Origin of the sequence: Rhodanobacter sp. Col0626 (assembly GCF_049994385.1) — a bacterium.
In the GTDB taxonomy this organism is placed as follows: Bacteria; Pseudomonadota; Gammaproteobacteria; order Xanthomonadales; family Rhodanobacteraceae; genus Rhodanobacter.
Genome location: NZ_CP188260.1, coordinates 4,302,318 through 4,322,808, shown reverse-complemented (window position 1 = coordinate 4,322,808; position 20,491 = coordinate 4,302,318). Strand labels below are relative to the sequence as shown.

The following is a 20,491-nucleotide window of genomic DNA, read 5'->3' as shown; positions in this document are numbered from 1 at the left end:
GAATAAAATCAGCCACAGCTTGAAGCGCTTGCGCGCCGGGAATGGGCTAGTCTAGCAGCAGCCTCCGCGGCGTCGCCGCCCAGATATCCACAAGGGTATCCACAGGTCGCTGTCAAGCATCATTTGACAGTGGTGGCAAATACCCGACATACTTTCCAACCTTTTTATCCACATTCCCTTCGGAGTAAGCCATGAAGCGGACCTTCCAGCCCAGCAAGCTCAAGCGCGCTCGCACGCACGGTTTCCGTGCCCGTATGGCCACCGCCGACGGTCGCAAGATCATCAACGCCCGTCGCGCCAAGGGCCGCAAGCGCCTGATCCCGTAAACACCGATCCGGTAGCGGGGGCGAGAGCGATGTCTACCGCCGGGCTGCCGCGCGATGCGCGGCTACGTCGGCCCGGTGACTTTGCCGCCTTGCGGACAAGCAGCGGACGCGCAGGCGGCCGCTGTTTTCATATGCGCTATCGGGACAACGAACTGGGCCATGCCCGGCTCGGCCTGGCGATTTCCAAGCGCGTCTCCAAGCGTGCCGTGGAACGCAACCGGATCAAGCGGTTGCTGCGCGAATCGTTCCGGCGCGTGCGGCACCAGCTGCCGCCGGTCGACCTGATGGTCATGGCGCGCGAACAGGCGTCCGGCGTGCCCGGTCCGCAGTTGCTGGCCGAGATCGATGGCTTGTGGAAAAAGTTGCTGGCCGGCCGGTCAGCAACGTCCGAACCATTGAAGCGGGCTGACGACACCACCACAATCGTGCGTTGACCTTTTCCCTTTTTGTCTCCGCGGCGTTGGTACGTGTCGTGGCGTTACCCGGATTTGTTACGCGATGAATCAAACGCGCACCTTCCTCATGTTCGCCATGCTGGCTGTGGCCTACCTGCTTTTCGTGGCCTGGGAAAAGGACTACGCCCCGCAGCCGCAAGCTACGGTCGCCAGCGCTTCCAGTACTGCGGCCGACGGCAGCGTGCCGGGCGCCATCCCGTCGGCATCGACTTCCGAGGCGACGCCGGCGATCGCTGCCGACGGCACGCATGCGCCAGCGACGCCGGCTGTTTCGCAGCTGGTCACCATCGACACCGACCTCCTGCATCTGGAGGTCGACACCCGCGGTGGCAGCGTGGTACGGGCCGACCTGTTGGGTTATCCGCAGGCGCCGCGCACGCACAAGGCCCCGAATCCGCCGCCGACCGTGCTGCTCGCCAGCGACGAGTCCCATTACTTCGTGGCGCAGAATGGCCTGGTCAGCAGCAGCGATATCGCGCCGCAGGATCAGCCGAATCACCAGGCGATGTTCCAGAGTGCGAAGAGCTCCTACACGTTGGCCAAGGGCCAGGACACCCTGGATATCGAACTGACCTGGCAGGATGCCGCCGGCCTCAAGGTCACCAAGATCTACAGCTTCAAGCGCGGCAGTTACGTGATCGGGGTGAACCAGCGCATCGACAACGGTAGCGCGCAGACGTGGCAGGGCAACGCCTATCAGCAATTGCTGCGCGTCGAGCCGCCGAAACCATCGAGCTGGCTGAAAGGCTACATAAATCCGGAATCGCGCAGCTTCCAGGGCGCCGCCTGGTATACCGGCGAGAAGTTCGAGAAGCTGCCGTTCAAGGATTTCAGCGAAAAGAAAGACGCGCTGGACGGTCAGATCAAGGGCGGCTGGGCCGCGATGCTGCGGCTGTACTTCTTCGCCGCGTGGATTCCACCCACCGACCAGACCGATCATTACGTCACCCAGACGATCAACCCGGATAGCGCGCATCCGCGCTATCTGATCCGCGCGGTCGGGCCCTCCTTCAGCGTGGCGCCCGGCAAGAGCGTCGATACGCCGTCGCGCCTGTACCTGGGCCCGAATGTGCAGGGCACGCTGGACGCGATCGCGCCGGGGCTGAACCTGACCATCGATTACGGTATGTTCAAGATCATCGCCGTGCCGATGCACGCGGTGCTGTCGTTCTTCCATGGGATCACCAAGAACTGGGGCCTGGCGATCATCCTGCTGGTGTTGGCGATCAAGGGCCTGACCTGGAAGCTGACGGCGATGCAGTACCGCTCCAGCGCCAAGATGCGCAAGCTGCAGCCGCGCATCCAGGCATTGAAAGAGCGCTATGGCGACGACAAGCAGAAGATGCAGCAAGCCACCATGGAGCTGTACAAGAAGGAGAAGGTCAATCCGATGGGAGGTTGCCTGCCGGTACTGATCACCATGCCGGTGTTCTATGGCCTGTTCTACGTGCTCGAGTACAGCCTGGAATTGCGCCACGCGGCGTTCCTGTGGATCCCCGACCTCAGCGCGCCCGACCCGTTCTACATCCTGCCGATCATCTACGCGCTGGTGATGCTGGGCACGCAATGGCTGAACCCGGTCGCCGCCGGCATGGATCCGGCCCAGGCAAAGATGATGAAGGTGATGCCGTTGCTGTTCACGGTGATGTTCGCCTTCTTCCCCGCCGGCCTGTGCCTGTACTACGCGGTCAATGGCCTGGTCGGTCTGGGTCAGCAGTGGTGGGTCACCCATCACATCGATCGCGAGCAGGACATGGTCAAGGCCGCCTGAGCCTGATCCACATGCGCATCCGTCAGCCGCGACCGGGCAACCGTCGCGGCTGACTTCGTTTAGAGTCCAGGGTCATGACCGAGCACACCACCGATACGATCGCCGCGATCGCCAGCGCGTCCGGAGCTGCCGGCGTGGGCGTGGTCCGTGTATCCGGGCCGGCGGTGCCATCGATCGCGCAGGCGTTGTTCGGTCGAGAGCCACGATCGCGTCACGCCCATTTCGCCGCCTTCCGCGACGGTGCCGGCGAGTTGATCGATCGCGGTCTGCTGCTGTACTTCCCGGCTCCCGCCTCCTACACCGGCGAACCCGTGCTGGAACTGCAAGGCCACGGCAGCGCGGTGCTGCTCGACGGGTTGCTGCGTCGTTGCTGCGAACTCGGCGCGCGGCTGGCGCGGGCGGGTGAATTCACCGAACGCGCCTTCCTCAACGGCAAGCTCGACCTGGTCCAGGCCGAAGCCGTCGCCGACCTGATCGCCGCGCGCTCGCAGGCCGGCGCACGCGCCGCGCTCAAATCGATGGAAGGGGTGTTCTCGCGCAAGGTCGAGGTAGTGCTGCAATCGTTGATCACCTTGCGCGTGCACATCGAGGCGGCGATCGACTTTCCCGAAGAGGAAATCGACTTTCTCGCCGACCCGGCCATTGGCCTGCGCTTGCAAGCCGTACGCAGCGAACTGGCCGAACTGCTGCGCGAAACGCAACGCGGCCTGCGGCTCAACGACGGCTTGCGCGTCGCCATCATCGGCCGCCCCAATGCCGGCAAGTCCAGCCTGCTCAATGCGCTGGCCGGCAGCGACCGCGCCATCGTCAACGCAGTCGCCGGCACCACCCGCGATGTGCTGCGCGAAAGCCTGAGCCTCGACGGCATCGCGCTGGAACTGGCCGACACCGCCGGCCTGCGCGACACCGACGACGAGGTCGAGCGCGAAGGCGTACGCCGCGCCCATGGCGAACTGGCCCGTGCCGATGTGGCGCTGCTGGTGACCGACGCTTCGCACGTGCAGGACGATCTGCTTCTGCTCGCCGGACTGCCGGTGAACGTCGAACGGCTGGTGTTGATCAACAAGATCGATCTCGATCGCGCGACGGCGCATGGCGAGTCGCGTGACGGCCTGACCTGGCTATGGGCGTCGGTGAAAACAGGCGTCGGTCTCGAGGCGTTGCGCGAACACCTCAAACAACTGGCCGGCGCCGGCAGCGGCGAAGGCGCCTTCAGCGCGCGCCGCCGCCATGTGCTCGCGCTGCAACAGGTCGCCATCCATCTCGACCACGCCGCCGACGTCCTCGCCACTCGCCACGCCGGTGAGCTTGCCGCCGAAGAACTGCGCCTGGGCCAGCATGCTCTGGGCGAAATTACCGGCAGCTACACCAGCGACGACCTGCTCGGCGCCATCTTTGGCTCGTTCTGCATCGGCAAATGAGCCAACACACTACCGTGCGAGCAAGTCTTCGACTTCAGACAGGGTCGGCATGCCGGCTTGCGCGCCGAGCTTGCCGACCGACAACGCGGCGGCAGCACAAGCCTTGCGCACCGCCGTGGCCAGGCCTTCGTGGAGAAACACCGCCAGCGCGGCGTTGAAGGTGTCACCGGCGCCGGTGCTGTCCACGACATCGACGTTGAAGCCGGCCTGGTGCGCTGGCTCGCCCTGTTCGCGATACCACGCGCCTTCGGCACCGCGGGTCAGCACGACGGGAGCCGGCGCGAGTCGCATCAGGTTGCGGAAATCTTCGGCGGGATCGGCGCCGAGCAGGATGGCAAGTTCGTGCTGGTTCGGGGTGACGTAGCGGGCCAGCTTCAACCATTCGGCGGGCAACGCTCTTGCGGGCGCGGGATTGAGGATCACTGGCACGCCAAGGCGGTGGCCGAGGCGGACGGTGGCTTCGACCGTTTCCAGCGGAATTTCCATCTGCACCAGCACCGCGTCGGCGCGGGCGATCAGCGATTGTGCGTGCTCGACGTGGGCGGGCGTGACGCAGTCGTTCGCGGCGGGCACCACGATGATCTGGTTCTCGCCGTCGGCGACCGTGATCGAGGCGGTGCCGCTGGCGCTGTCGTTGAGTCTGACGAGATGATCGAGGTTGATGTTCTCGACCGCCAGGCCGCCGTGCAACTGTTGGCCGAAGCCGTCATCGCCGATGGCGCCGACCAGTGCTACCTCGGCGCCCAGTCGTGCCGCGGCCACGGCCTGGTTGGCACCCTTGCCGCCGGGCACGGTGAGGAAGCGCTCGCCGAGGATGGTTTCGCCGGGGCCGACGAAACGCGGCGCCTGGGTCACCAGATCCATGTTGATACTGCCGACCACGACGATGCGTGTCATCTATTGCGCCCCTGCGCCGGGTTCCCGATGTAGGCGAGAGCTTAACCGTTGTGGCTTTGCGGGAGCGGCTTCAGCCGCGACGGTTTTTCACGAGAAGCGTCGCGGGTGAAGCCGCTCCCACAAGACGAGCCCTGCCCCGAGCAACGCCTGAGGCGTTGCAGCATTCAACGGTCAGGGGGATGGCGCGCGGCCGACGCCGCTGTCACCGGGCAGCAGATCCGGCGCGGGACCGGCCACGGCGAGCAGGGATTGCGCGTAGCTGTCCTCGATGCTGACGGTGGAGACTTCGTCCCACGAGAAGAACGAGGCTTCGCGCATCCATTCCGCGTCGGGGCTGAGCTCCTGCATGTTGAAGCCGTCTTCCTCGACGTCGACCAGCCGGCCGATGTAACAGACCTCGGCTTCGTCCTCGCTGTCCACGTGCACGCCGATGACCGGTGCCTGGGCGCCGGCGGCCTGGATGACTTCGCGGATGTTGTCCAGCGGGAAACCGCGCGGCGGGCGCGGCAGGATGTGCTTCAACGCCAGTGCCTTCTCGAAGAAGGCATGGTGCTTGTCGGGCACCTCCAGCTCGGAGATGTCGCGGTGGCGCATCACGTACATGCCATCGTAGGTGATGCCGTCGCCGACTACCCACAATAGAAAGAATTCGCGCCCGACGCCGCCCACGTAACCGCAGAAGCTGCCGTGCTCGAGCTCTTCGCGCCACAACCGTACCAGGGTTTGCTTCTGCTGCGCTTCGCGCAGCTGGGCACGCTGGCCGGTGTTTTTCAGTTCAATAATGTTGCTCACGGGGTCCATTTTAGCAGACCGGCCTGACCGGCTTGTTTACAGGATGTAGCGGCTGAGATCTTCGTTCTGGACCAGGCTGCCCAGGTTTTTATCTACCTGTTCGGCGTCGATGCAGTATTTTTCGCCGGATTTGTCCGCCGCCTCGAAGGAAATTTTCTCCAGCAGGCGCTCCATCACGGTATGCAGCCGGCGCGCGCCGATGTTCTCGGTGCGCTCGTTTACCTGGAACGCCACTTCGGCCAGCCGATCGACGCCGGAGTCGGTGAATTCGATGGTGACGCCCTCGGTGCCGAGCAGGGCCACGTATTGCTTGGTCAGGGCGTTGTGCGGCTCGCGCAGGATCCGCTTGAAGTCGTCCACGCTGAGCGCGGACAGCTCGACCCGGATCGGCAAGCGGCCCTGCAGTTCCGGGATCAGGTCGGACGGCTTGGCCAGCGAGAACGCGCCGGAAGCGATGAACAGCATGTGGTCGGTCTTGATCGGACCGTACTTGGTCGACACGGTGGAGCCCTCCACCAGCGGCAGCAGATCGCGCTGCACGCCTTCGCGGCTGACCCCGGCGTGGCCGTGATCGCCGCGCTGGGCGACTTTGTCGATCTCGTCGATGAACACGATGCCGTTCTGCTCGGCCGACTCCATCGCCTGGGCGCGGACCTCCTCGTCATTGAGCAGCTTGCCGGCTTCCTCGTCGATCAGCAGCGGACGGGCCAGCTTGATCGCCAGCTTGCGGCTCTGCGTCTTGGCGCCGCCGATGTTCTGGAACATCTGGCGCAGCTGGGCGCCCATTTCCTCCATGCCGGGCGGCGACATGATTTCCACGCCCACGTTCATGGCGAAATCCAGCTCGATCTCGCGCTCGTCCAACGCGCCTTCGCGCAGCTGCTTGCGCAGCTTCTGGCGGGTATCGTTCTCGATGGCCGGTGCGGGCGCGTCGTGGCTCCAGTCGGTCGGCTGCTGCCGGCGCGGCAGCAGGGCGTCGAGGATGCGATCCTCGGCGCGATCCTCGGCCTGCGTGCGCACGCGTTTGGCCGCCTGCTCGCGGGTCAGTTTGTAGGCCACGTCGGCCAGGTCGCGGATGATCGACTCGACATCCTTGCCGACATAGCCGACCTCGGTGAACTTGGTCGCCTCGACCTTCACGAACGGCGCATTGGCCAGCGTGGCGAGGCGCCGCGCGATCTCGGTCTTGCCGACCCCGGTAGGCCCGATCATCAGGATGTTCTTCGGGGTGATCTCGTTGCGCATCTCCGGCGCCAGCTGCATGCGCCGCCAGCGACTGCGCAACGCCACCGCCACGGCGCGCTTGGCGTCGTGCTGGCCGATGATGTAGCGATCGAGTTCGTTGACGATTTCGCGAGGAGTGAGTTCGGACATGGTAAGGCCGGGATTTGGGAGACGGGATTGGGGATTTGGAAAAGCTATGGACTGCGGCGACGTCGGAAGGCGAGGCTCTTACGAATCTCGAATCCCGTTTCTCGAATCCCGTCCATCGATGAGCAACTCTTCGATGGAAATGTTGTGATTGGTGTAGATGCAGATGTCGCCGGCGATCTTCAGCGCCTTCTCGACGATGGTGCGTGCATCCAGTTCGGTGTTTTCCAGCAGCGCCATTGCCGCGGATTGCGCGAACGGGCCGCCTGAACCGATCGCGATCAGGCCGTGTTCGGGTTCCACCACGTCGCCATTGCCGGAGATCAGCAGTGACACCTCCTTGTCGGCCACCGCCAGCATCGCCTCGAGCTTGCCGAAGCGGCGATCGGTGCGCCATTCCTTGGCCATTTCCACGGCGGCGCGGGTGAGGTTGTTGTTGTGCTTTTCGAGCTTCTGCTCAAACAGCTCGAACAGGGTGAACGCATCGGCGGTGGCGCCAGCGAAACCGGCCACGACTTCAGCTGTCTTGCCGAGGCGGCGCACCTTGCGCGCATTGCCCTTCATCACGGTGTTGCCCAGCGTGACCTGGCCATCGCTGCCGATGACGACGCGGCCTTCGCGCCGCACGCAGACGATGGTGGTGGCGTGAAACGATTCCATGGGGGCTCCGCAAAGAAAATGTTTGAATGGATGAAGTGGGGTCGTGGGGGTGGCGCTTCAACGTTGGAGCGCTTGCTCCCCCTCCAAGCAGGGGAGGCTGGGAGGGAGTAGGGCTTTTGACTTGAAGATCAAGGGCGAACCCCTCCCCGACTCTCCCTGCGAGCTGGGGAGGGAGCAAAGCGTCACGGCTTGCGTTTCGCCCTTGGGTGCGCCGCGTCGTAGACCCTGGCCAGGTGCTGAAAATCCAGGTGGGTATAGATCTGGGTGGTGGCGATGTCGGCGTGGCCGAGCAGTTCCTGCACCGCGCGCAGGTCGCCGGAGGATTCCAGCATGTGGCTGGCGAAGGTGTGGCGCAGCAGATGCGGATGGATGTGTTTCGGGATGCCTTGCTGCAGCGCCAGCTTGTTCATGCGCAATTGCACCGTGCGCGGATGGATCGGCGCGCCGCCGCGACCGCGGAAGATCGGGCTGTCGGCCTGCATGCCTTCTTCGGCGCCAAGCACACGCAGTGCCGCGATGGCGTGCCGGCCCACCGGCACGATGCGGGTCTTGCTGCCCTTGCCGAGCACGCGCACCTCGCCGTCGTCCAGACTCAGGTCGAGCCAGCGCAGGCCGACCAGCTCGGACAGGCGCAAGCCGCTGGAATAGAACAATTCCAGCATCGCGCGATCGCGCGCGGCGAGTTTGCCGCCGCTGTCGGTTTCCACCAGCGCGCTGGCCTCGTCCACGTCGAGCACTTGCGGCAGCTTGCGGCGTACCTTGGGGCCGCGCACGCCAAGCAGGGGATCGTTGTCGAGCTGGCCTTCGCGGTTGAGCTGGCGGAACAGGCTGCGGCAGGACGACAGCAGGCGTTGCAGGCTCTTCGGCGCGAGCCCGGCGCGATGTTCATTGGCGATGAACGTGCGCATCCGGTTGGCGTCCAGTGAACCGAACGAATCCACCTGTTGTTCCTGCATGAATCGCAACAGCTTGGCCAGGTCGCGGCGATAGCCGGCAACGGTGTGTGGCGAAGCGTGGCGCTCGTCGGCGAGACGGCCGAGCCAGCGCTCGACCTGTTGTTCGGGTGCCATTACCGGCTCACGAAACATCCCGCGAGCGGGCCAGCGCGGCGGTGATGGTGGCCGAGATCATCTTCAGGAACAGCGTGCCCATGCCGGGCTGGAAGCGGTCCGGATCAGCGCTGCCGATGGCCAGGATGCCGCAGTCGCCCAGCCGCATCATCGCGACCGAACGGATCTCTTCCGACTCGGCGCCGAACAGGCGTTGCAGCTTCTCGGCGGACAGGCGACCGGAAACCGGCTCGTTCTTGTGCAGGAATTCGGAAAATTCCGGCAGCGCGTCGGCGCCGCCGGCGATCTGCTGCAGCCAGTCGGCGCGCGGCAGCCGCGGCTCGTCACCGAACAGCAGCAGGCGCACCTGTTCGGTGTGGAAATCCGCGCTGAGCCTGGCGATCACCGTGCGTGCGGTGACCTCCATCGTGTTCGCCCGCAGCAGCGCCACGGTGAGCGCATGCACGCGCTCCATCAGCTTCTCGTTTTCGGCGGCGATGCCGATCAGCTCGGCCAGCCGCCGCTCCAGTTCGGCATTCTTGTCGCGCAGGCTTTGCAGCTGGTACACCGCCAGTGACGACACCGCACCCTGCTCGCGCGGCATGGTGAGTTTCGCGGCCAGGTCGGGATATTCGCTGAGGAATTCCGGATGGCGCTTCAGATAGGCGGCGACCACGCGGGCTTGGGTGGCGTCGTCGAGCAGGGTTGCGTTCATGCGCGGATGTCCTCGGACCGTTGCGGGGCGTGCGGAGGTGCGTGCCGTCCATCTGGAGTGTGCGATGGACGCGGTCGCGCTTCAACCGCCGCGGCTGGAAACCGGCCAGTCGCCCTCGAACGAGAACGCCGCCGGGCCCGTCATCCACAGCGAGTGGCCGGGGCCGGCCCAGTCGATCTGCAAGCTGCCGCCGGGCAGGTCCACCCGCACATGGTCGTCGACCTCGCCGCGTTGATGCAGCACGGCCATTGCGGCGCAGGCGCCGGTGCCACAGGCCAGCGTCCAGCCGGCACCGCGCTCGTGCACACGCAAGCGCAGATGACCGCGATCGACCGGCTGCACGAAACCGGCGTTGGCGCTTTGCGCAAAACGCTCATGGCTGGACAACAGTGGACCGAGCCGCTGCAGATCAGGGTCGGCCAGGTCCTGCACCACCATCACCGCATGGGGGTTGCCCATCGAGACGGCACCGATGACCAGCGCGTCGCCATTCACATCGATGTCGTAGCGGTTCGCCGGTTCATCCGCGACGAAGGGTATCCGTGCCGGTTCGAAGACCGGTTCGCCCATGTCCACGATGACGTCGCCGGGCGCGATCAGGCGCACCGTCACCGGACCGGATGGGCTTTCGATCAGGATGTCATCGTTCAATGCCAACGCGCCGGCGCGGTGCAGCCACGCCGCCACGCAACGCACGCCATTGCCGCACTGGCCTGACGGTGAACCGTCGCCGTTCCAGATGCCGTAGTAGAACGCGCAGGCCGGATCACGCGCCGGCTCGATGCTCAGCAGCTGGTCGAAACCCACGCCGGTATGGCGATCGGCCAGCGCGCGGATCTCGAACGCATCCAGCGAAAACGCACGCTGGCGGCAATCCAGCACGACAAAATCGTTGCCGATGCCGTGCATCTTCCAGAAGTGCAGCGGCATGTCAGGGCTGGACCGCCGCCGGCATGGCGCTGCTGGCGGCAACGGCGGGAAGCACTGGAACCGGCGCGGTGGTTGCCGGCGCCGGCCGGGTCGGCGGCAGCACCAGCGGGCCCTTGTTGCCGCAGCCGGCAAGCGTGGCGACGACAAGACAGAACGGCAACAGCATGATGGATCGATGCATGGCGGGTTTCCTGTGGACTTCCGCAGTATAGCGATGCGCGACGCAGCGCCCGCAGCATCGGGCCAGCGCCCGCTATGATGCGGGCATCAATGGCACGCCGATGCCGCGAGGAGCCACATGATGGACTGGAGTGCCCTGTTGCGCATGCCGATGACGGTGCTGCTGGTGCTGGCGGTGATCTTCCTGTTGATCACGCTGGTCCAGTTGGTGGCGCTGCGCCAGCGCCTGCACAGCGGGCGCGGGTTGGCTGCCAGCTGGCGTGCGCTGCTGTGCCTGGTCTGCTTCGCGTTGACGTTGTTGCTGGCCGGCACCGGTTACGCCTTGAGTGGCTACCGGTTGCTCGGCGAGGAGGCGCCGGTGGTGGACATCGATGCGCGGATCCTGTCGCCGCAGCGCTGGGCGATCACCTTGACGTGGCCCGATGGCAGCACGCGACAGGTCCAGCTGACCGGTGACGACTGGCGTGTCGAGGCGATCGTGCTGAAATGGAAGCTGCCCGCGCTGTTGGCCGGCGTGCCGCCGCTGTACCGGCTCGACCGCCTGTCCGGCCGCTACGACGATGCCGCGCAGGAAGCCGAAGCGCCGCGCACGGTGATCAGCTTTGGCGAAGCCGGTGCATTCGACCTGCTCAGCCTCAGCAAACGCTATCCGCAATGGTTGCCGGAGGTGGACACCGTTTACGGCAGTGGCGCGTTCCTGCCGCTGGTCGACCAGGGTCACTACAGCGTCAGCCTGATGCGCACCGGCGCACTGGTGGCGCGGCCGGACGAGGCCACCGAGCGCCGCATCGGGCAGCCGCTGGGCGGCTGACGGACCGTCGTCGGACTCAGGCCAGCGCTTTCTCGTAGCGCCACGCATCCGCGCCGTCCTGGTAATACCGTCGATACCGGCCGATGCGCAGGAATCCCAGCCGTTCGTACAGACTGATCGCCACCGCGTTGTCGAGCCGCACCTCCAACCTCAGGGCGCGACAGCCGCGACGGCCGGCAACCTGGGCGGCGGTTTCCAGCAGGGCCGAACCGACGCCCTTGCCACGCGCTTCGGGCTGGGTCGCCAGCGAATACAGCCGCGCCACACCACTGCCCTTGCGGAAAAACAGCACGGCGGTGCCGAGGAAACGCCGGTGATTCGCGCTGGCAACCAGTACCTGGGCGGAATCGCTGTCCAGGTGTCGGCGGTATTGCGCACGACTCAGTCGGTCGCTGTCGAACGTGCGTTCCTCCAGCGCGACCAGATCATCGAGGTCGGATGATTCGGCGCGGCGCACGCGCACGCTGGCGCTGGCTGGACGTGGATGCATGGATGGCAGGTTCCTTCCGGCGCGGCAGGCGCGCCTCGATCATGTGGCAGCGAGAATGGCTGGCGCGGACTCTAACAGCCGGGACCGCGCGACGAGCGTGATTTCGGCACGCGTCCATCCCGTTTATTCGGCCTTCAGCGCTTTCCCTTGTGCGACGCCGGGCCTGTGCCAAACTGCGCGCCTTGCGCTGTCCAGCCGCCCGCCCCCGGGCATCTCCGCCGTAACCGCATCGCCCGAGTGGTGTCATGACCCGTCTGGTCATCGTTGTCGAAAAAGCCTCCGACTGGGGTTCGTACTACCCGTCCGTCGACGTCATGAGCGCAATGGATTACCTGCGCAAACCGGTCGACACCGACGACGAACGCACCCACGTACTGAACCTCTGCCGCAGCTACAAATACCTGGGCACCGGTTACTACGTCTCGCTGCTGGCGGAGGCGCGCGCGCATCGGGTGATGCCGTCGGTGCGCACCGTGAACGACCTGCGTCGACGTTCACTGTACGGCCTCGACATCGAGGACCTGAACGCCAAGCTGACCCATTTCCTGCCGGCCGGCGGACGCGACACCACCGATTTCGGCATTCTGGTGTACTTCGGCGAAACGGCTTATCCCGCGTTGCAGGATCTGGCCCGCCAGGTATTTGAAATGTTCCCCTGCCCGCTGCTGCGGATCGAGTTCGAGCGCGATCGCGTGTGGCAGGTCAGTTCGATCAAGCCAGTCGGCCTGCATACGCTGGACGACGCGCAGGAAGACGCGTTCGCCGAAGAGCTCGACCGCTTCTCGCGCAAGCTGTGGCGCAAGCCGCGCGCGCGCAAGCAGTTTCGCTACGACATCGCGATGCTGGTCGATCCGGCCGAGCAGATGCCGCCGTCGAACAAGAAGGCGCTGAAGGCGTTTGTCGCCGCCGGCAAGGAACTCGGCATCGAGGTCGATCCGATCGGCAAGAACGACTACCAGCGCCTGGCCGAATACGATGGCCTGTTCATCCGCGAGACCACCGCGTCCGACAACCACACCTACCGTTTCGCCCATCGCGCGGAGAAGGAAGGCATGGTGGTGATCGATGACCCCAGCTCGATCCTGCGCTGCACCAACAAGATCTTCCTCAACGACCTGATGGTTTCGCGCAAGCTGGCGGTCCCTCGTACAGAAATCCTCTACCGCGACGACAGCAAGGGCATGAAGGAGGTCGTCGCCAAGCTCGGCTTTCCGCTGGTGTTGAAAATTCCCGATGGCTCGTTCTCGCGCGGCGTGGTCAAGGTGGAGGACGAAGCGGCGCTGGCGCAGGCGGCCAGCAGCCTGTTCCAGCACAGCGCACTGCTGCTGGCGCAGGAATACGTCTACACCGAATTCGACTGGCGCATCGGCGTGCTCAACCGCGAACCGCTGTACGCATGCAAGTACTACATGTCGCGCGGGCACTGGCAGATCTACAACCACGGCGCCAAGGGCACGGCGAAGTCCGGCGGCTTCGAAACCATCGCGGTGAAAGATGCACCGGCCGAGGTGGTCAAGCTGGCGCTCAAGGCCACCCAGCCGATCGGCGACGGTCTCTACGGAGTCGACCTGAAGCAGGTCGACAGCAAACCGGTAGTGATCGAAGTCAACGACAACCCGTCGATCGACGCCGGCGTGGAGGACGCCCACCTCGGCGACGAGCTGTACCTGCGCGTCATGCGCGAATTCCTGCGGCGCATGGAACGCAAACGGCAGGGCGGCACGGCGCATTGACCGAGGTGCCGTGCCTGCCTGCTCGCTGAAAAACAGTCGCCCTGTTCCCTAGTGCCAGATCGCGCTGCGGGCCAGGCGTCGCCGCGGACGGAACAGCGCCAACAGCTGCCGCGGCAGCGTCGGTTCCAGCGCCAGCAGCACGACCCACGGTGCGCCAAGCAGCCAGAACGCCGGCGTCCAGCCCAAGGCGTCGGTGTGCGCCGGCACCAGCGTGGTCAACAGCAGGATGCCGCCGCCTACCAGCCACAATACGGTGGCGCCGAGCAGGCGTTGATGGTGCGGGGAAGGCAGGACTGGTGCGCGCATGACGGTATCCGTTCGGTAGATGACAACGGCAGCCTGGGCGGTGTCCATCTCAGCGATTGCGACGCGACGGCGTGATGGCTTTTCCTGGCAACGGGGCAAAAGCATCGCCCAGCTGCGGGCTCCTCCGTAGAATGAGCGCCAGCAACCTTCCGGGAATCCCCATGCAAACCGCTCAGTTCGCCGTGTTTGGCCATCCCATCGGCCACAGCCTGTCGCCGCAGATTCATCGCGCGTTTGCGCAGCAGTTCGGCATCGCACTCGAGTACCGCACCATCGACGCGACGCCGGCTGAATTCGCCGGGGCCGTCGAGCGCTTCTTTGCCGACGGTGGACGCGGCGCAAACGTCACGCTTCCGCACAAGGCCGCCGCGTTCGCGCTGGCCGAGCAGCGCAGCGCCGCGGCCACCCGCGCGGGCAGCGCCAACGTGCTGACTCCACTGACCGGCGGCGGCCTGGCCGCGCACAATACCGACGGCGACGGCATGTTGCGCGACATCACCGAACGGCACAGCGTGGACCTGCGCGGGCATACGGCGCTGTTGCTCGGCGCTGGCGGCGCCGCGCACGGCGTGGCATGGAGCCTGCTGGACGCGGGTGTGGAGACGCTGACCATCGTCAACCGCTCGCCCGAGTCCGCCGACGTGCTGGCCGACGCCATCGGCGATCCGGCGCGCGCGCACACCCGTTACTGGGAAGATCTCGCCGACATCGGCAGTTACGACCTGATCGTCAACGCCACTTCGGCTGGCGTGCTGGGTGTGTCGTTGCAGCTGCCGTTCTCGCTGGTCGGCGCGCGCGCTCTCTGTTACGACCTGTCCTACGGCGCCGCCGCCGGCAGCTTTCTGGCCTGGGCGAAAACCGCCGGTGCGCGGTACGCGTTCGATGGCTTGGGCATGCTGGTGGAAACCGCTGCCGATGCGTTCGAGTTGTGGCATGGCCAGCGCCCTGACACCGCACCGGTGTATCGCGCCTTGCGCCAGCGCGCCGCATGACCGCGCCGGCCTGCCGGGTCGGTTGCGGTGCCTGCTGCATCGCGCCGTCGATCAGTTCGCCCATCCCCGGCATGCCACACGGCAAACCCGCTGGCGTGCGCTGCGTGCAGCTCACCGCGGACAACCGCTGTGCGATCTTCGGGCGCCCCGAACGCCCCGCCGTTTGCGCCAGCCTGCGTGCGGAGCCGGCGATGTGCGGTACTGACCGGGCGCAAGCAATGAATTGGCTGAGCCGGCTGGAAATCGCCACGGCAACGCGTTGATGCGGTCCAGCCACACAGCTGCAACACAAGCGGGCTAACGTGGCGCCATCCGCCGGGAGCACGTCGATGACGGACACTTCTGCGCGCGGCCACCGTTTGCGCAGCAGGTGTCATGCCCCGTCTTCTCCCCGCCGTATCGCAGCGATACGCGCTTGCGCTGGTTTCATTTTTCGTGCTGGTCGGCGCCGCCGGGATCTTCCGGTATAGCCAGGCCGCGGCGAACGCCTCGCTGGACGATGTCGGCGCGTCCTCCGCTTCGACGGTGGAGGTGGCGGCCGACGACTCGCAAAGTGGCACCGGCATCCTGTTCGCACTTGCCCGCGACGCGATGCATGATGGACGCCTGGTGGCGCCGGCCGGCAGCAATGCGTATGAGTTTTACCTCAGCGTGCTGCAGCTGGATCCGGAAAACCGGGCGGCGCAGGATGCGTTGCGCGAATCCTTCCCGCGCGCGGCGGCGGAGATCGAGCACACCATCAACCAGAAAAATCTGGAAGAGGCGCGGCGGGAAATCGACCTGCTGCGCGAGTTCGACAGCAACAACTTCACCCTGGCCCTGCTGGGCGGCAAGCTCTCCGCCGCGCGCAACATCGTGATGAAACAGCACGAGGCGGAAGCCGAACGCATCCAGCAGGCGAACGAGGCGCACGCGACGGCGCCGTGATCCGGGAAACGGCTGCCGCGGTGGTCGAAACCGTGGCAGTTCGATCAGGCCGAGGCCAGGTACGCATCCTTCAGGCGCACGTAGTGGTCGGCGGAATAATGCAACTGCTCGACCTGGCGATCACTGAGCAGCCGCACGCATTTCGCCGGGTTGCCCAGCCACAGCTCGCGCTCGCCGACCACTTTCCCCGGTGGAATCAAGGCGCCTGCACCGACGAAGCCGTGCTTCATCACCACCGCGCCGTCGAGCACGCTGGCATGCATGCCGATCAGGCAGTAGTCGCCAAGGGTGCACGCATGCACCACGGCGGCGTGGCCGATGGTGACGCCCTCGCCGATCAGACAGGCAAAGCCCGGGCCGTATGGGCCGGCGTGGGCGACATGCACGATCGCGCCGTCCTGGATGCTGGTCTTCGCGCCGACGCGGATGTAGTTGACGTCGCCGCGCAGCACCGTGCCGGGCCAGATCGACACATCGTCGCCGAGCACCACGTCGCCGATCACGCTGGCGGCGGGGTCGACATAGACGCGTTGGCCGAGAGTGGGCGCGATGCCCTTGAAACTGCGCAGGGGATTCATTCGTCCATGGTAACGGCCGCAGCGGCATCCCGCGCGCGGGCATCGAGCACATCGAGCGTGTACCGGTAGCCGGCGTCGATGGCGCGCCGCCAGTCCTTCCAGTCGAGCATGCCGATATGCTCCAGCGGCGGCGTGAGCAGCAGGTTCGCCCGGTTGCGCCGGTGTTCGCTGGCGGTCTCGCCATTGACCATACCCGCGCGCACCAGGGTCGACACCAGACCCGGGCGGCGGATGTCTTGCCGCCGCTGCAGCAGCAGGCGCCACAGTGGCGGGGTGGCCGACTCCTCGGCGGTGGTGAGCAGCGCGATGTCGGCACGGATATCCAGCGCCGTGACGTGGGCGATGCCGTCGCCGGCCATCACGTCGGTTGGCAGGTTGTTGACCAGGGCGCCGTCGACATGGACGCGGCCGTGACGCAATACCGGTGGCAGCACGCCGGGGATCGCGCTGGATGCGCGCAGCCACAGCCACAGCGGGCCGTGCCGATGCACCGCCATGCCGCCGCCGGAAAGGCTGGTGGAGACGCAGAAATACGGCAACGGGAGGTCCTCGATCTGCAGTCCGCCGAACGCCCGCCGCAGCATCAGCGAGGCGCGCCGGCCGCGCGTCATCGCCACCAGCGGCAAGGTCCAGTCCGACAGCGGACGGCCCTGCACGAATGCGCGGCGGAACGTTTCCGTCATCGCGTCCAGCTCCCAGTCGCTGGCCACGCCGGCACCGATGATCGCGCCGATGCTGGTACCGCCGACCGCGTCGAATACATGGCCGGCCTCGCGCAGCGCCCGCAACATGCCCAGATGCGCCAACCCGCGCGCGCCACCGCCTGCCAGCACCAAACCGCGGCCATGGCCGCTGACCAGCCGCGCCATGCGCGCGACATCGGCGCTGCTGCAGATGTGATGGTGATGCAGTTCGCCGCTGAACGGCGCGCGCCAGCGTTGCGCCGCGCCCGGCCCGACCTGGCGGCCGGCGTGCAGCAGGATCAGATGACGCGCGCGGTGGCCGGTATACCGTGGATCCAGCAGGGTCGGGTCCGGCCACGGTCGCGCCGCTTGTGCAGCCCGCGCCGGCAGCAGCAACACGTCAGCCTGGCGCAGGCAGCGTTGCCGCCACAGCGGATCGCCGCTGGCGTCCAGGTAGATCACGAAGCGCCATTGCCGCTCGCGCTCGGCGAACCAGTCGCTGCTGCGGCTTGCGCCCTGTTCACCGTCGATCACCGCGCAGCTGCCGTAGGTTTCCAGCACCTGCCCCAGCTGCATCGCCAGCGCGTGCGCCGGCACGCTTTGGTCCACTGGCAGGATCGCGAACGTGCGTGGCAGGCTGGTCGCGTTCGCACTGAGATCACGTTGCTGCAGGCGTTCGATCGCCATCCGCGCCACGCCCAGCATTGCGTGTGGATGGCGTGCCAATACCGCTTCGAAGGCATGGCCATCGAGGCGCAGCAGTTCGCAATCACGCAATGCGCGTACCGTGCGGGTGCGCCGCTCGCCGCCGAGCAGGCTGGTCGCACCCACGCATTCACCGGCGGCGATCAGCCGGATCAAGCCGCCCGCGTCCTCGGGTTGACGGTCGTCGAACACGCCGAGGCTGCCGCTTTTCAGCAGGTACAGCGCATCCGCCGGTTCGCCGGGTTTGAACAGCGGTCGCCCGCCGGGCAAGCCCAGCCAGACCAGTTCCTGGGCCAGCGCTTCACGTGCGGCTGCATCGAGCTGCGCAAACATCGGGCTGCGGGCCAGCAGTTCGGTGACATCCGATAACGACATGGCAGCAAGGTTACGGCGTCGTCCATGACAAAACGGCATCACCCGGTCGCGTGCGTGCCGCTTGATTTCGGTCGATGCGGTCGCCACGCTGGCAGCCTCAAGGAGATCCCATGAACCAAGACAATCCGTTGCTGGCCGAAGATACCCTGCCGGCGTTCTCGCAGATCCGCCCCGAACACGTCACACCAGCGATCGACACGATCCTGGCCGACTATCGTGTCGGCGTCGACGCGCTGGTGGCGCCCGGCGCCCCACGCGATTTCGCCACGGTGATGCTGACCCAGGAACGGCTGGAGCAGCGTCTGGCGCGCGCATGGGCGCCGGTCTCGCATCTGCATTCGGTGGCCGACAGCGAGGCGCTACGCAAGGTTTATGGTCCGGCCGAGGAAAAACTCACCGAACATGCCATCGAGCTCGGCCAGAACCGCGAGCTGTACGCCGCCGTGCAAGCGCTGGCCGATGCACCGGACTTCGCCGGCCTGCCTCGACCCGAACGCGCGCTGGTCGAACATGCACTGCGCGATTTCAGGTTGTCCGGCGTGGCACTGGAAGAGCCGGCGCGCTCACGCTTCCGTGATATCGGGGTGGAACTTTCAAGGCTTTCCACCGAATTTTCCAACGCGGTGCTCGACGCCAGCGAAGCCTGGCATGAACACATCACCGACGAACGCGATCTCGCCGGTATCCCCGAATCCGGCCGCGCGGTGTTGCATCAGTACGCCGAGGACCAGCAGCTGGACGGCTATCTGGTCACCCTGAAACAGCCCAGCGTGCAAGCGGTGCTCAGCTACGCCGACAACCGCGGCCTGCGCGAGCGGGTGTACTGGGCCTATCAGACCCGCGCCTCCGACCAGGGCCCGGACGCGGGCAAGTTCGATAACAGCGCACGCATCGAGCAGATCCTGGCGTTGCGCCACGAGGCGGCCCAACTGCTCGGCTTTACCAATGCAGCGGAGGAGTCGCTGGCCACCAAGATGGCGGCCTCGCCGACTGAGGTGATGGAGTTCCTGCACGATCTGGCGGCGCGAGCAAAACCGGTGGCGCAGCAGGAGCTGGCCACGCTGCGCGCATTTGCCCGGGCCGAACTGCAGCTGGAAAACCTCGAGCCCTGGGATGTCGGCTATGCCTCCGAAAAACTGCGCCAGCGTGAATACGCACTCGACGAGGAACAACTGAAGCCATACTTCCCGTTGCCCGCGGTGATCGACGGCTTGTTCGGCATCACCGAAAAACTCTACGGCATCACCCTCTCCCCACGCGAAGGCATCGACGTGTGGGACCCGCAGGTGCGCTATTACGACGTGCGTGACGCCGATGGCAACGTGTTCGCCGGTGCTTACGTGGATCTCTACGCGCGCAACGGCAAGCGTGGCGGCGCATGGATGGACGTCTGTCGCGCGCGTTTCGACGACGGCGATCAGAGGCAATTGCCGGTGGCTTTCCTCACCTGCAACTTTGCCCCGCCGACGGCCGGCAAGCCGGCCTTGCTGACCCATGACGACGTGCTGACCCTTTTCCACGAATTCGGCCACGGCCTGCACCACCTGTTGACCGGGATCGCACTGCCTTCGATCGGCGGCATCGACGGCGTCGAATGGGATGCCGTGGAACTGCCCAGCCAGTTCATGGAGAACTTCGGCTGGAACCGCGAGGCGCTGGACCTGTTCGCGAAACACCATGAAACCGGCGAACGACTGCCGGACGAGTTGTTTGAACGCATGCTGGCTGCCAGGCATTTCCATGCCGGCCTGTTCCTGGTGCGCCAGCTGGAATTCGCGCTGTTCGATTTCCTGCTGCACCTGGAATACGACCCGGCCCAGGGTGCGTGCACGCTGGCCGTGCTGGAGCAGGTGCGCAAGCAGGTCGCGGTATTGCATCCGCCGGCATGGCAGCGTTTCCCACACGGTTTCAGCCACATCTTCGCCGGTGGCTACGCCGCCGGTTATTACAGCTACCTGTGGGCCGAGCTGCTCAGCGCCGATGCATTCGGTGAATTCGAGGAACGCGCCGTCGGAACGGGCAGCGTCATCGACCGCGCCACCGGTGACCGTTTCCGTCGCGAATTCCTGTCCGTCGGCGCCAGCCGTCCGGCGCTGGAAAGCTTCATCGCGTTCCGCGGCAGGAAACCGGAACCGGACGCGCTGCTGCGCAGTCACGGATTGGCGTAATGGCACGGGCCCGTGCCATTACGCCTGCGCCCGATGTCCTGCGAGGCCTTTCGCTGGTCGCTAGCGTGGGCCGTGCCACGGCTAACGTGGAAGAACCTGCTGCCGCCGTCCCGTGACGGCGAAGCCTGGTTCGGTGGCCGCATCAAATTCAGACAA

General features: G+C 66.0%; 22 protein-coding genes. 10 read left to right on the top strand and 12 right to left on the bottom strand.

What is annotated here, in order from left to right; all coding sequences use genetic code 11:
- The first annotated feature begins 191 nt into the window (after positions 1-191).
- From rpmH to mnmE, 4 genes are all read left to right on the top strand, one after another.
- The gene (gene rpmH / locus ACPPVV_RS19135; protein WP_007082494.1) at positions 192-326 is read left to right on the top strand and encodes a 50S ribosomal protein L34; all 135 of its coding nucleotides are present in this window, start codon (positions 192-194) and stop codon (positions 324-326) included.
- Positions 327-355: 29 nt separating this feature from the next.
- Positions 356-760 (top strand): ribonuclease P protein component, encoded by a 405-nt coding sequence (gene rnpA, locus ACPPVV_RS19130; protein WP_426701439.1) that lies wholly within the window; start codon positions 356-358, stop codon positions 758-760.
- A gap of 64 nt (positions 761-824) precedes the next feature.
- A complete protein-coding gene (gene yidC, locus ACPPVV_RS19125) occupies positions 825-2,552 on the top strand; it encodes a membrane protein insertase YidC (RefSeq protein WP_426701438.1) in 1,728 nt (575 codons plus the stop codon).
- Positions 2,553-2,626: 74 nt separating this feature from the next.
- Complete coding sequence (gene mnmE, locus ACPPVV_RS19120; protein ID WP_426701437.1) at positions 2,627-3,973, top strand: tRNA uridine-5-carboxymethylaminomethyl(34) synthesis GTPase MnmE; 1,347 nt, start codon at positions 2,627-2,629, stop codon at positions 3,971-3,973.
- Between the two features lie 9 nt (positions 3,974-3,982).
- Here the strand turns inward: mnmE and rbsK are convergent, their stop codons facing one another.
- The 8 genes from rbsK to lptM all read right to left on the bottom strand — a co-directional run bounded on the left by rbsK (position 3,983) and on the right by lptM (position 10,568).
- Complete coding sequence (rbsK, locus tag ACPPVV_RS19115) at positions 3,983-4,870, bottom strand: ribokinase (RefSeq protein WP_426701436.1); 888 nt, start codon at positions 4,868-4,870, stop codon at positions 3,983-3,985.
- Between the two features lie 171 nt (positions 4,871-5,041).
- Entirely contained in the window at positions 5,042-5,671 is a 630-nt protein-coding gene (locus tag ACPPVV_RS19110) for a hypothetical protein (protein ID WP_426701435.1), read from the bottom strand.
- 27 nt (positions 5,672-5,698) lie between these two features.
- Positions 5,699-7,036, bottom strand: coding sequence for an ATP-dependent protease ATPase subunit HslU (gene hslU, locus ACPPVV_RS19105; RefSeq protein ID WP_426701434.1), 1,338 nt, complete (start codon positions 7,034-7,036; stop codon positions 5,699-5,701).
- Between the two features lie 78 nt (positions 7,037-7,114).
- Positions 7,115-7,693: an ATP-dependent protease subunit HslV gene (gene hslV / locus ACPPVV_RS19100; protein WP_426701433.1), complete on the bottom strand. Its 579-nt coding sequence runs from the start codon at positions 7,691-7,693 to the stop codon at positions 7,115-7,117.
- Between the two features lie 182 nt (positions 7,694-7,875).
- A complete protein-coding gene (xerC, locus tag ACPPVV_RS19095) occupies positions 7,876-8,763 on the bottom strand; it encodes a tyrosine recombinase XerC (RefSeq protein WP_426701432.1) in 888 nt (295 codons plus the stop codon).
- A gap of 7 nt (positions 8,764-8,770) precedes the next feature.
- A complete protein-coding gene (locus ACPPVV_RS19090) occupies positions 8,771-9,457 on the bottom strand; it encodes a DUF484 family protein (RefSeq protein WP_426701431.1) in 687 nt (228 codons plus the stop codon).
- An 81-nt stretch (positions 9,458-9,538) separates the two neighbouring features.
- Entirely contained in the window at positions 9,539-10,387 is an 849-nt protein-coding gene (gene dapF / locus ACPPVV_RS19085) for a diaminopimelate epimerase (protein WP_426701430.1), read from the bottom strand.
- Between the two features lies 1 nt (position 10,388).
- A complete protein-coding gene (gene lptM, locus ACPPVV_RS19080; protein ID WP_426701429.1) occupies positions 10,389-10,568 on the bottom strand; it encodes an LPS translocon maturation chaperone LptM in 180 nt (59 codons plus the stop codon).
- A gap of 120 nt (positions 10,569-10,688) precedes the next feature.
- Here lptM and ACPPVV_RS19075 point away from each other — a divergent pair, with 120 nt between their 5' ends.
- The gene (locus ACPPVV_RS19075; RefSeq protein WP_426701428.1) at positions 10,689-11,378 is read left to right on the top strand and encodes a hypothetical protein; all 690 of its coding nucleotides are present in this window, start codon (positions 10,689-10,691) and stop codon (positions 11,376-11,378) included.
- Between the two features lie 16 nt (positions 11,379-11,394).
- Here the strand turns inward: ACPPVV_RS19075 and ACPPVV_RS19070 are convergent, their stop codons facing one another.
- A complete protein-coding gene (locus tag ACPPVV_RS19070) occupies positions 11,395-11,868 on the bottom strand; it encodes a GNAT family N-acetyltransferase (RefSeq protein WP_426701427.1) in 474 nt (157 codons plus the stop codon).
- A gap of 245 nt (positions 11,869-12,113) precedes the next feature.
- Between ACPPVV_RS19070 and ACPPVV_RS19065 the strand changes: the two genes are divergently transcribed.
- Positions 12,114-13,601, top strand: a complete 1,488-nt coding sequence (locus tag ACPPVV_RS19065; protein WP_426701426.1) for a RimK family protein — start codon at positions 12,114-12,116, stop codon at positions 13,599-13,601.
- 48 nt (positions 13,602-13,649) lie between these two features.
- Here ACPPVV_RS19065 and ACPPVV_RS19060 read toward each other — a convergent pair whose 3' ends face one another.
- Positions 13,650-13,907, bottom strand: coding sequence for a hypothetical protein (locus tag ACPPVV_RS19060; protein ID WP_426701425.1), 258 nt, complete (start codon positions 13,905-13,907; stop codon positions 13,650-13,652).
- Positions 13,908-14,068: 161 nt separating this feature from the next.
- On the opposite strand from ACPPVV_RS19060, the gene aroE reads away from it, so the two are divergent.
- From aroE to ACPPVV_RS19045, 3 genes are all read left to right on the top strand, one after another.
- Positions 14,069-14,899: a shikimate dehydrogenase gene (gene aroE, locus ACPPVV_RS19055; RefSeq protein WP_426701424.1), complete on the top strand. Its 831-nt coding sequence runs from the start codon at positions 14,069-14,071 to the stop codon at positions 14,897-14,899.
- Positions 14,896-15,162 (top strand): YkgJ family cysteine cluster protein, encoded by a 267-nt coding sequence (locus tag ACPPVV_RS19050; protein ID WP_426701423.1) that lies wholly within the window; start codon positions 14,896-14,898, stop codon positions 15,160-15,162. Before aroE ends, ACPPVV_RS19050 begins: the two co-directional genes overlap by 4 nt.
- 112 nt (positions 15,163-15,274) lie before the next feature.
- Positions 15,275-15,826 (top strand): energy transducer TonB, encoded by a 552-nt coding sequence (locus ACPPVV_RS19045; protein ID WP_426701422.1) that lies wholly within the window; start codon positions 15,275-15,277, stop codon positions 15,824-15,826.
- A 44-nt stretch (positions 15,827-15,870) separates the two neighbouring features.
- Here ACPPVV_RS19045 and ACPPVV_RS19040 read toward each other — a convergent pair whose 3' ends face one another.
- Together ACPPVV_RS19040 and ACPPVV_RS19035 are read right to left on the bottom strand one after the other, a co-directional pair.
- A complete protein-coding gene (locus ACPPVV_RS19040; protein ID WP_426701421.1) occupies positions 15,871-16,404 on the bottom strand; it encodes a gamma carbonic anhydrase family protein in 534 nt (177 codons plus the stop codon).
- Entirely contained in the window at positions 16,401-18,167 is a 1,767-nt protein-coding gene (locus ACPPVV_RS19035) for a patatin-like phospholipase family protein (protein WP_426701420.1), read from the bottom strand. The genes ACPPVV_RS19040 and ACPPVV_RS19035 overlap by 4 nt, the downstream gene beginning before the upstream one ends.
- Before the next feature lie 110 nt (positions 18,168-18,277).
- Here ACPPVV_RS19035 and ACPPVV_RS19030 point away from each other — a divergent pair, with 110 nt between their 5' ends.
- Positions 18,278-20,335: a M3 family metallopeptidase gene (locus tag ACPPVV_RS19030; RefSeq protein WP_426701419.1), complete on the top strand. Its 2,058-nt coding sequence runs from the start codon at positions 18,278-18,280 to the stop codon at positions 20,333-20,335.
- The last annotated feature ends 156 nt before the right edge of the window (positions 20,336-20,491 follow it).

Coding starts and splice junctions, on each gene's coding strand:
- rpmH (WP_007082494.1), top strand. CDS start 192: ATGAAGCGGACCTTCCAGCCCAGCAAGCTCAAGCGCGCTCGCACGCAC.
- rnpA (WP_426701439.1), top strand. CDS start 356: ATGTCTACCGCCGGGCTGCCGCGCGATGCGCGGCTACGTCGGCCCGGT.
- yidC (WP_426701438.1), top strand. CDS start 825: ATGAATCAAACGCGCACCTTCCTCATGTTCGCCATGCTGGCTGTGGCC.
- mnmE (WP_426701437.1), top strand. CDS start 2,627: ATGACCGAGCACACCACCGATACGATCGCCGCGATCGCCAGCGCGTCC.
- rbsK (WP_426701436.1), bottom strand. CDS start 4,870: ATGACACGCATCGTCGTGGTCGGCAGTATCAACATGGATCTGGTGACC.
- ACPPVV_RS19110 (WP_426701435.1), bottom strand. CDS start 5,671: ATGGACCCCGTGAGCAACATTATTGAACTGAAAAACACCGGCCAGCGT.
- hslU (WP_426701434.1), bottom strand. CDS start 7,036: ATGTCCGAACTCACTCCTCGCGAAATCGTCAACGAACTCGATCGCTAC.
- hslV (WP_426701433.1), bottom strand. CDS start 7,693: ATGGAATCGTTTCACGCCACCACCATCGTCTGCGTGCGGCGCGAAGGC.
- xerC (WP_426701432.1), bottom strand. CDS start 8,763: ATGGCACCCGAACAACAGGTCGAGCGCTGGCTCGGCCGTCTCGCCGAC.
- ACPPVV_RS19090 (WP_426701431.1), bottom strand. CDS start 9,457: ATGAACGCAACCCTGCTCGACGACGCCACCCAAGCCCGCGTGGTCGCC.
- dapF (WP_426701430.1), bottom strand. CDS start 10,387: ATGCCGCTGCACTTCTGGAAGATGCACGGCATCGGCAACGATTTTGTC.
- lptM (WP_426701429.1), bottom strand. CDS start 10,568: ATGCATCGATCCATCATGCTGTTGCCGTTCTGTCTTGTCGTCGCCACG.
- ACPPVV_RS19075 (WP_426701428.1), top strand. CDS start 10,689: ATGGACTGGAGTGCCCTGTTGCGCATGCCGATGACGGTGCTGCTGGTG.
- ACPPVV_RS19070 (WP_426701427.1), bottom strand. CDS start 11,868: ATGCATCCACGTCCAGCCAGCGCCAGCGTGCGCGTGCGCCGCGCCGAA.
- ACPPVV_RS19065 (WP_426701426.1), top strand. CDS start 12,114: ATGACCCGTCTGGTCATCGTTGTCGAAAAAGCCTCCGACTGGGGTTCG.
- ACPPVV_RS19060 (WP_426701425.1), bottom strand. CDS start 13,907: ATGCGCGCACCAGTCCTGCCTTCCCCGCACCATCAACGCCTGCTCGGC.
- aroE (WP_426701424.1), top strand. CDS start 14,069: ATGCAAACCGCTCAGTTCGCCGTGTTTGGCCATCCCATCGGCCACAGC.
- ACPPVV_RS19050 (WP_426701423.1), top strand. CDS start 14,896: ATGACCGCGCCGGCCTGCCGGGTCGGTTGCGGTGCCTGCTGCATCGCG.
- ACPPVV_RS19045 (WP_426701422.1), top strand. CDS start 15,275: ATGCCCCGTCTTCTCCCCGCCGTATCGCAGCGATACGCGCTTGCGCTG.
- ACPPVV_RS19040 (WP_426701421.1), bottom strand. CDS start 16,404: ATGAATCCCCTGCGCAGTTTCAAGGGCATCGCGCCCACTCTCGGCCAA.
- ACPPVV_RS19035 (WP_426701420.1), bottom strand. CDS start 18,167: ATGTCGTTATCGGATGTCACCGAACTGCTGGCCCGCAGCCCGATGTTT.
- ACPPVV_RS19030 (WP_426701419.1), top strand. CDS start 18,278: ATGAACCAAGACAATCCGTTGCTGGCCGAAGATACCCTGCCGGCGTTC.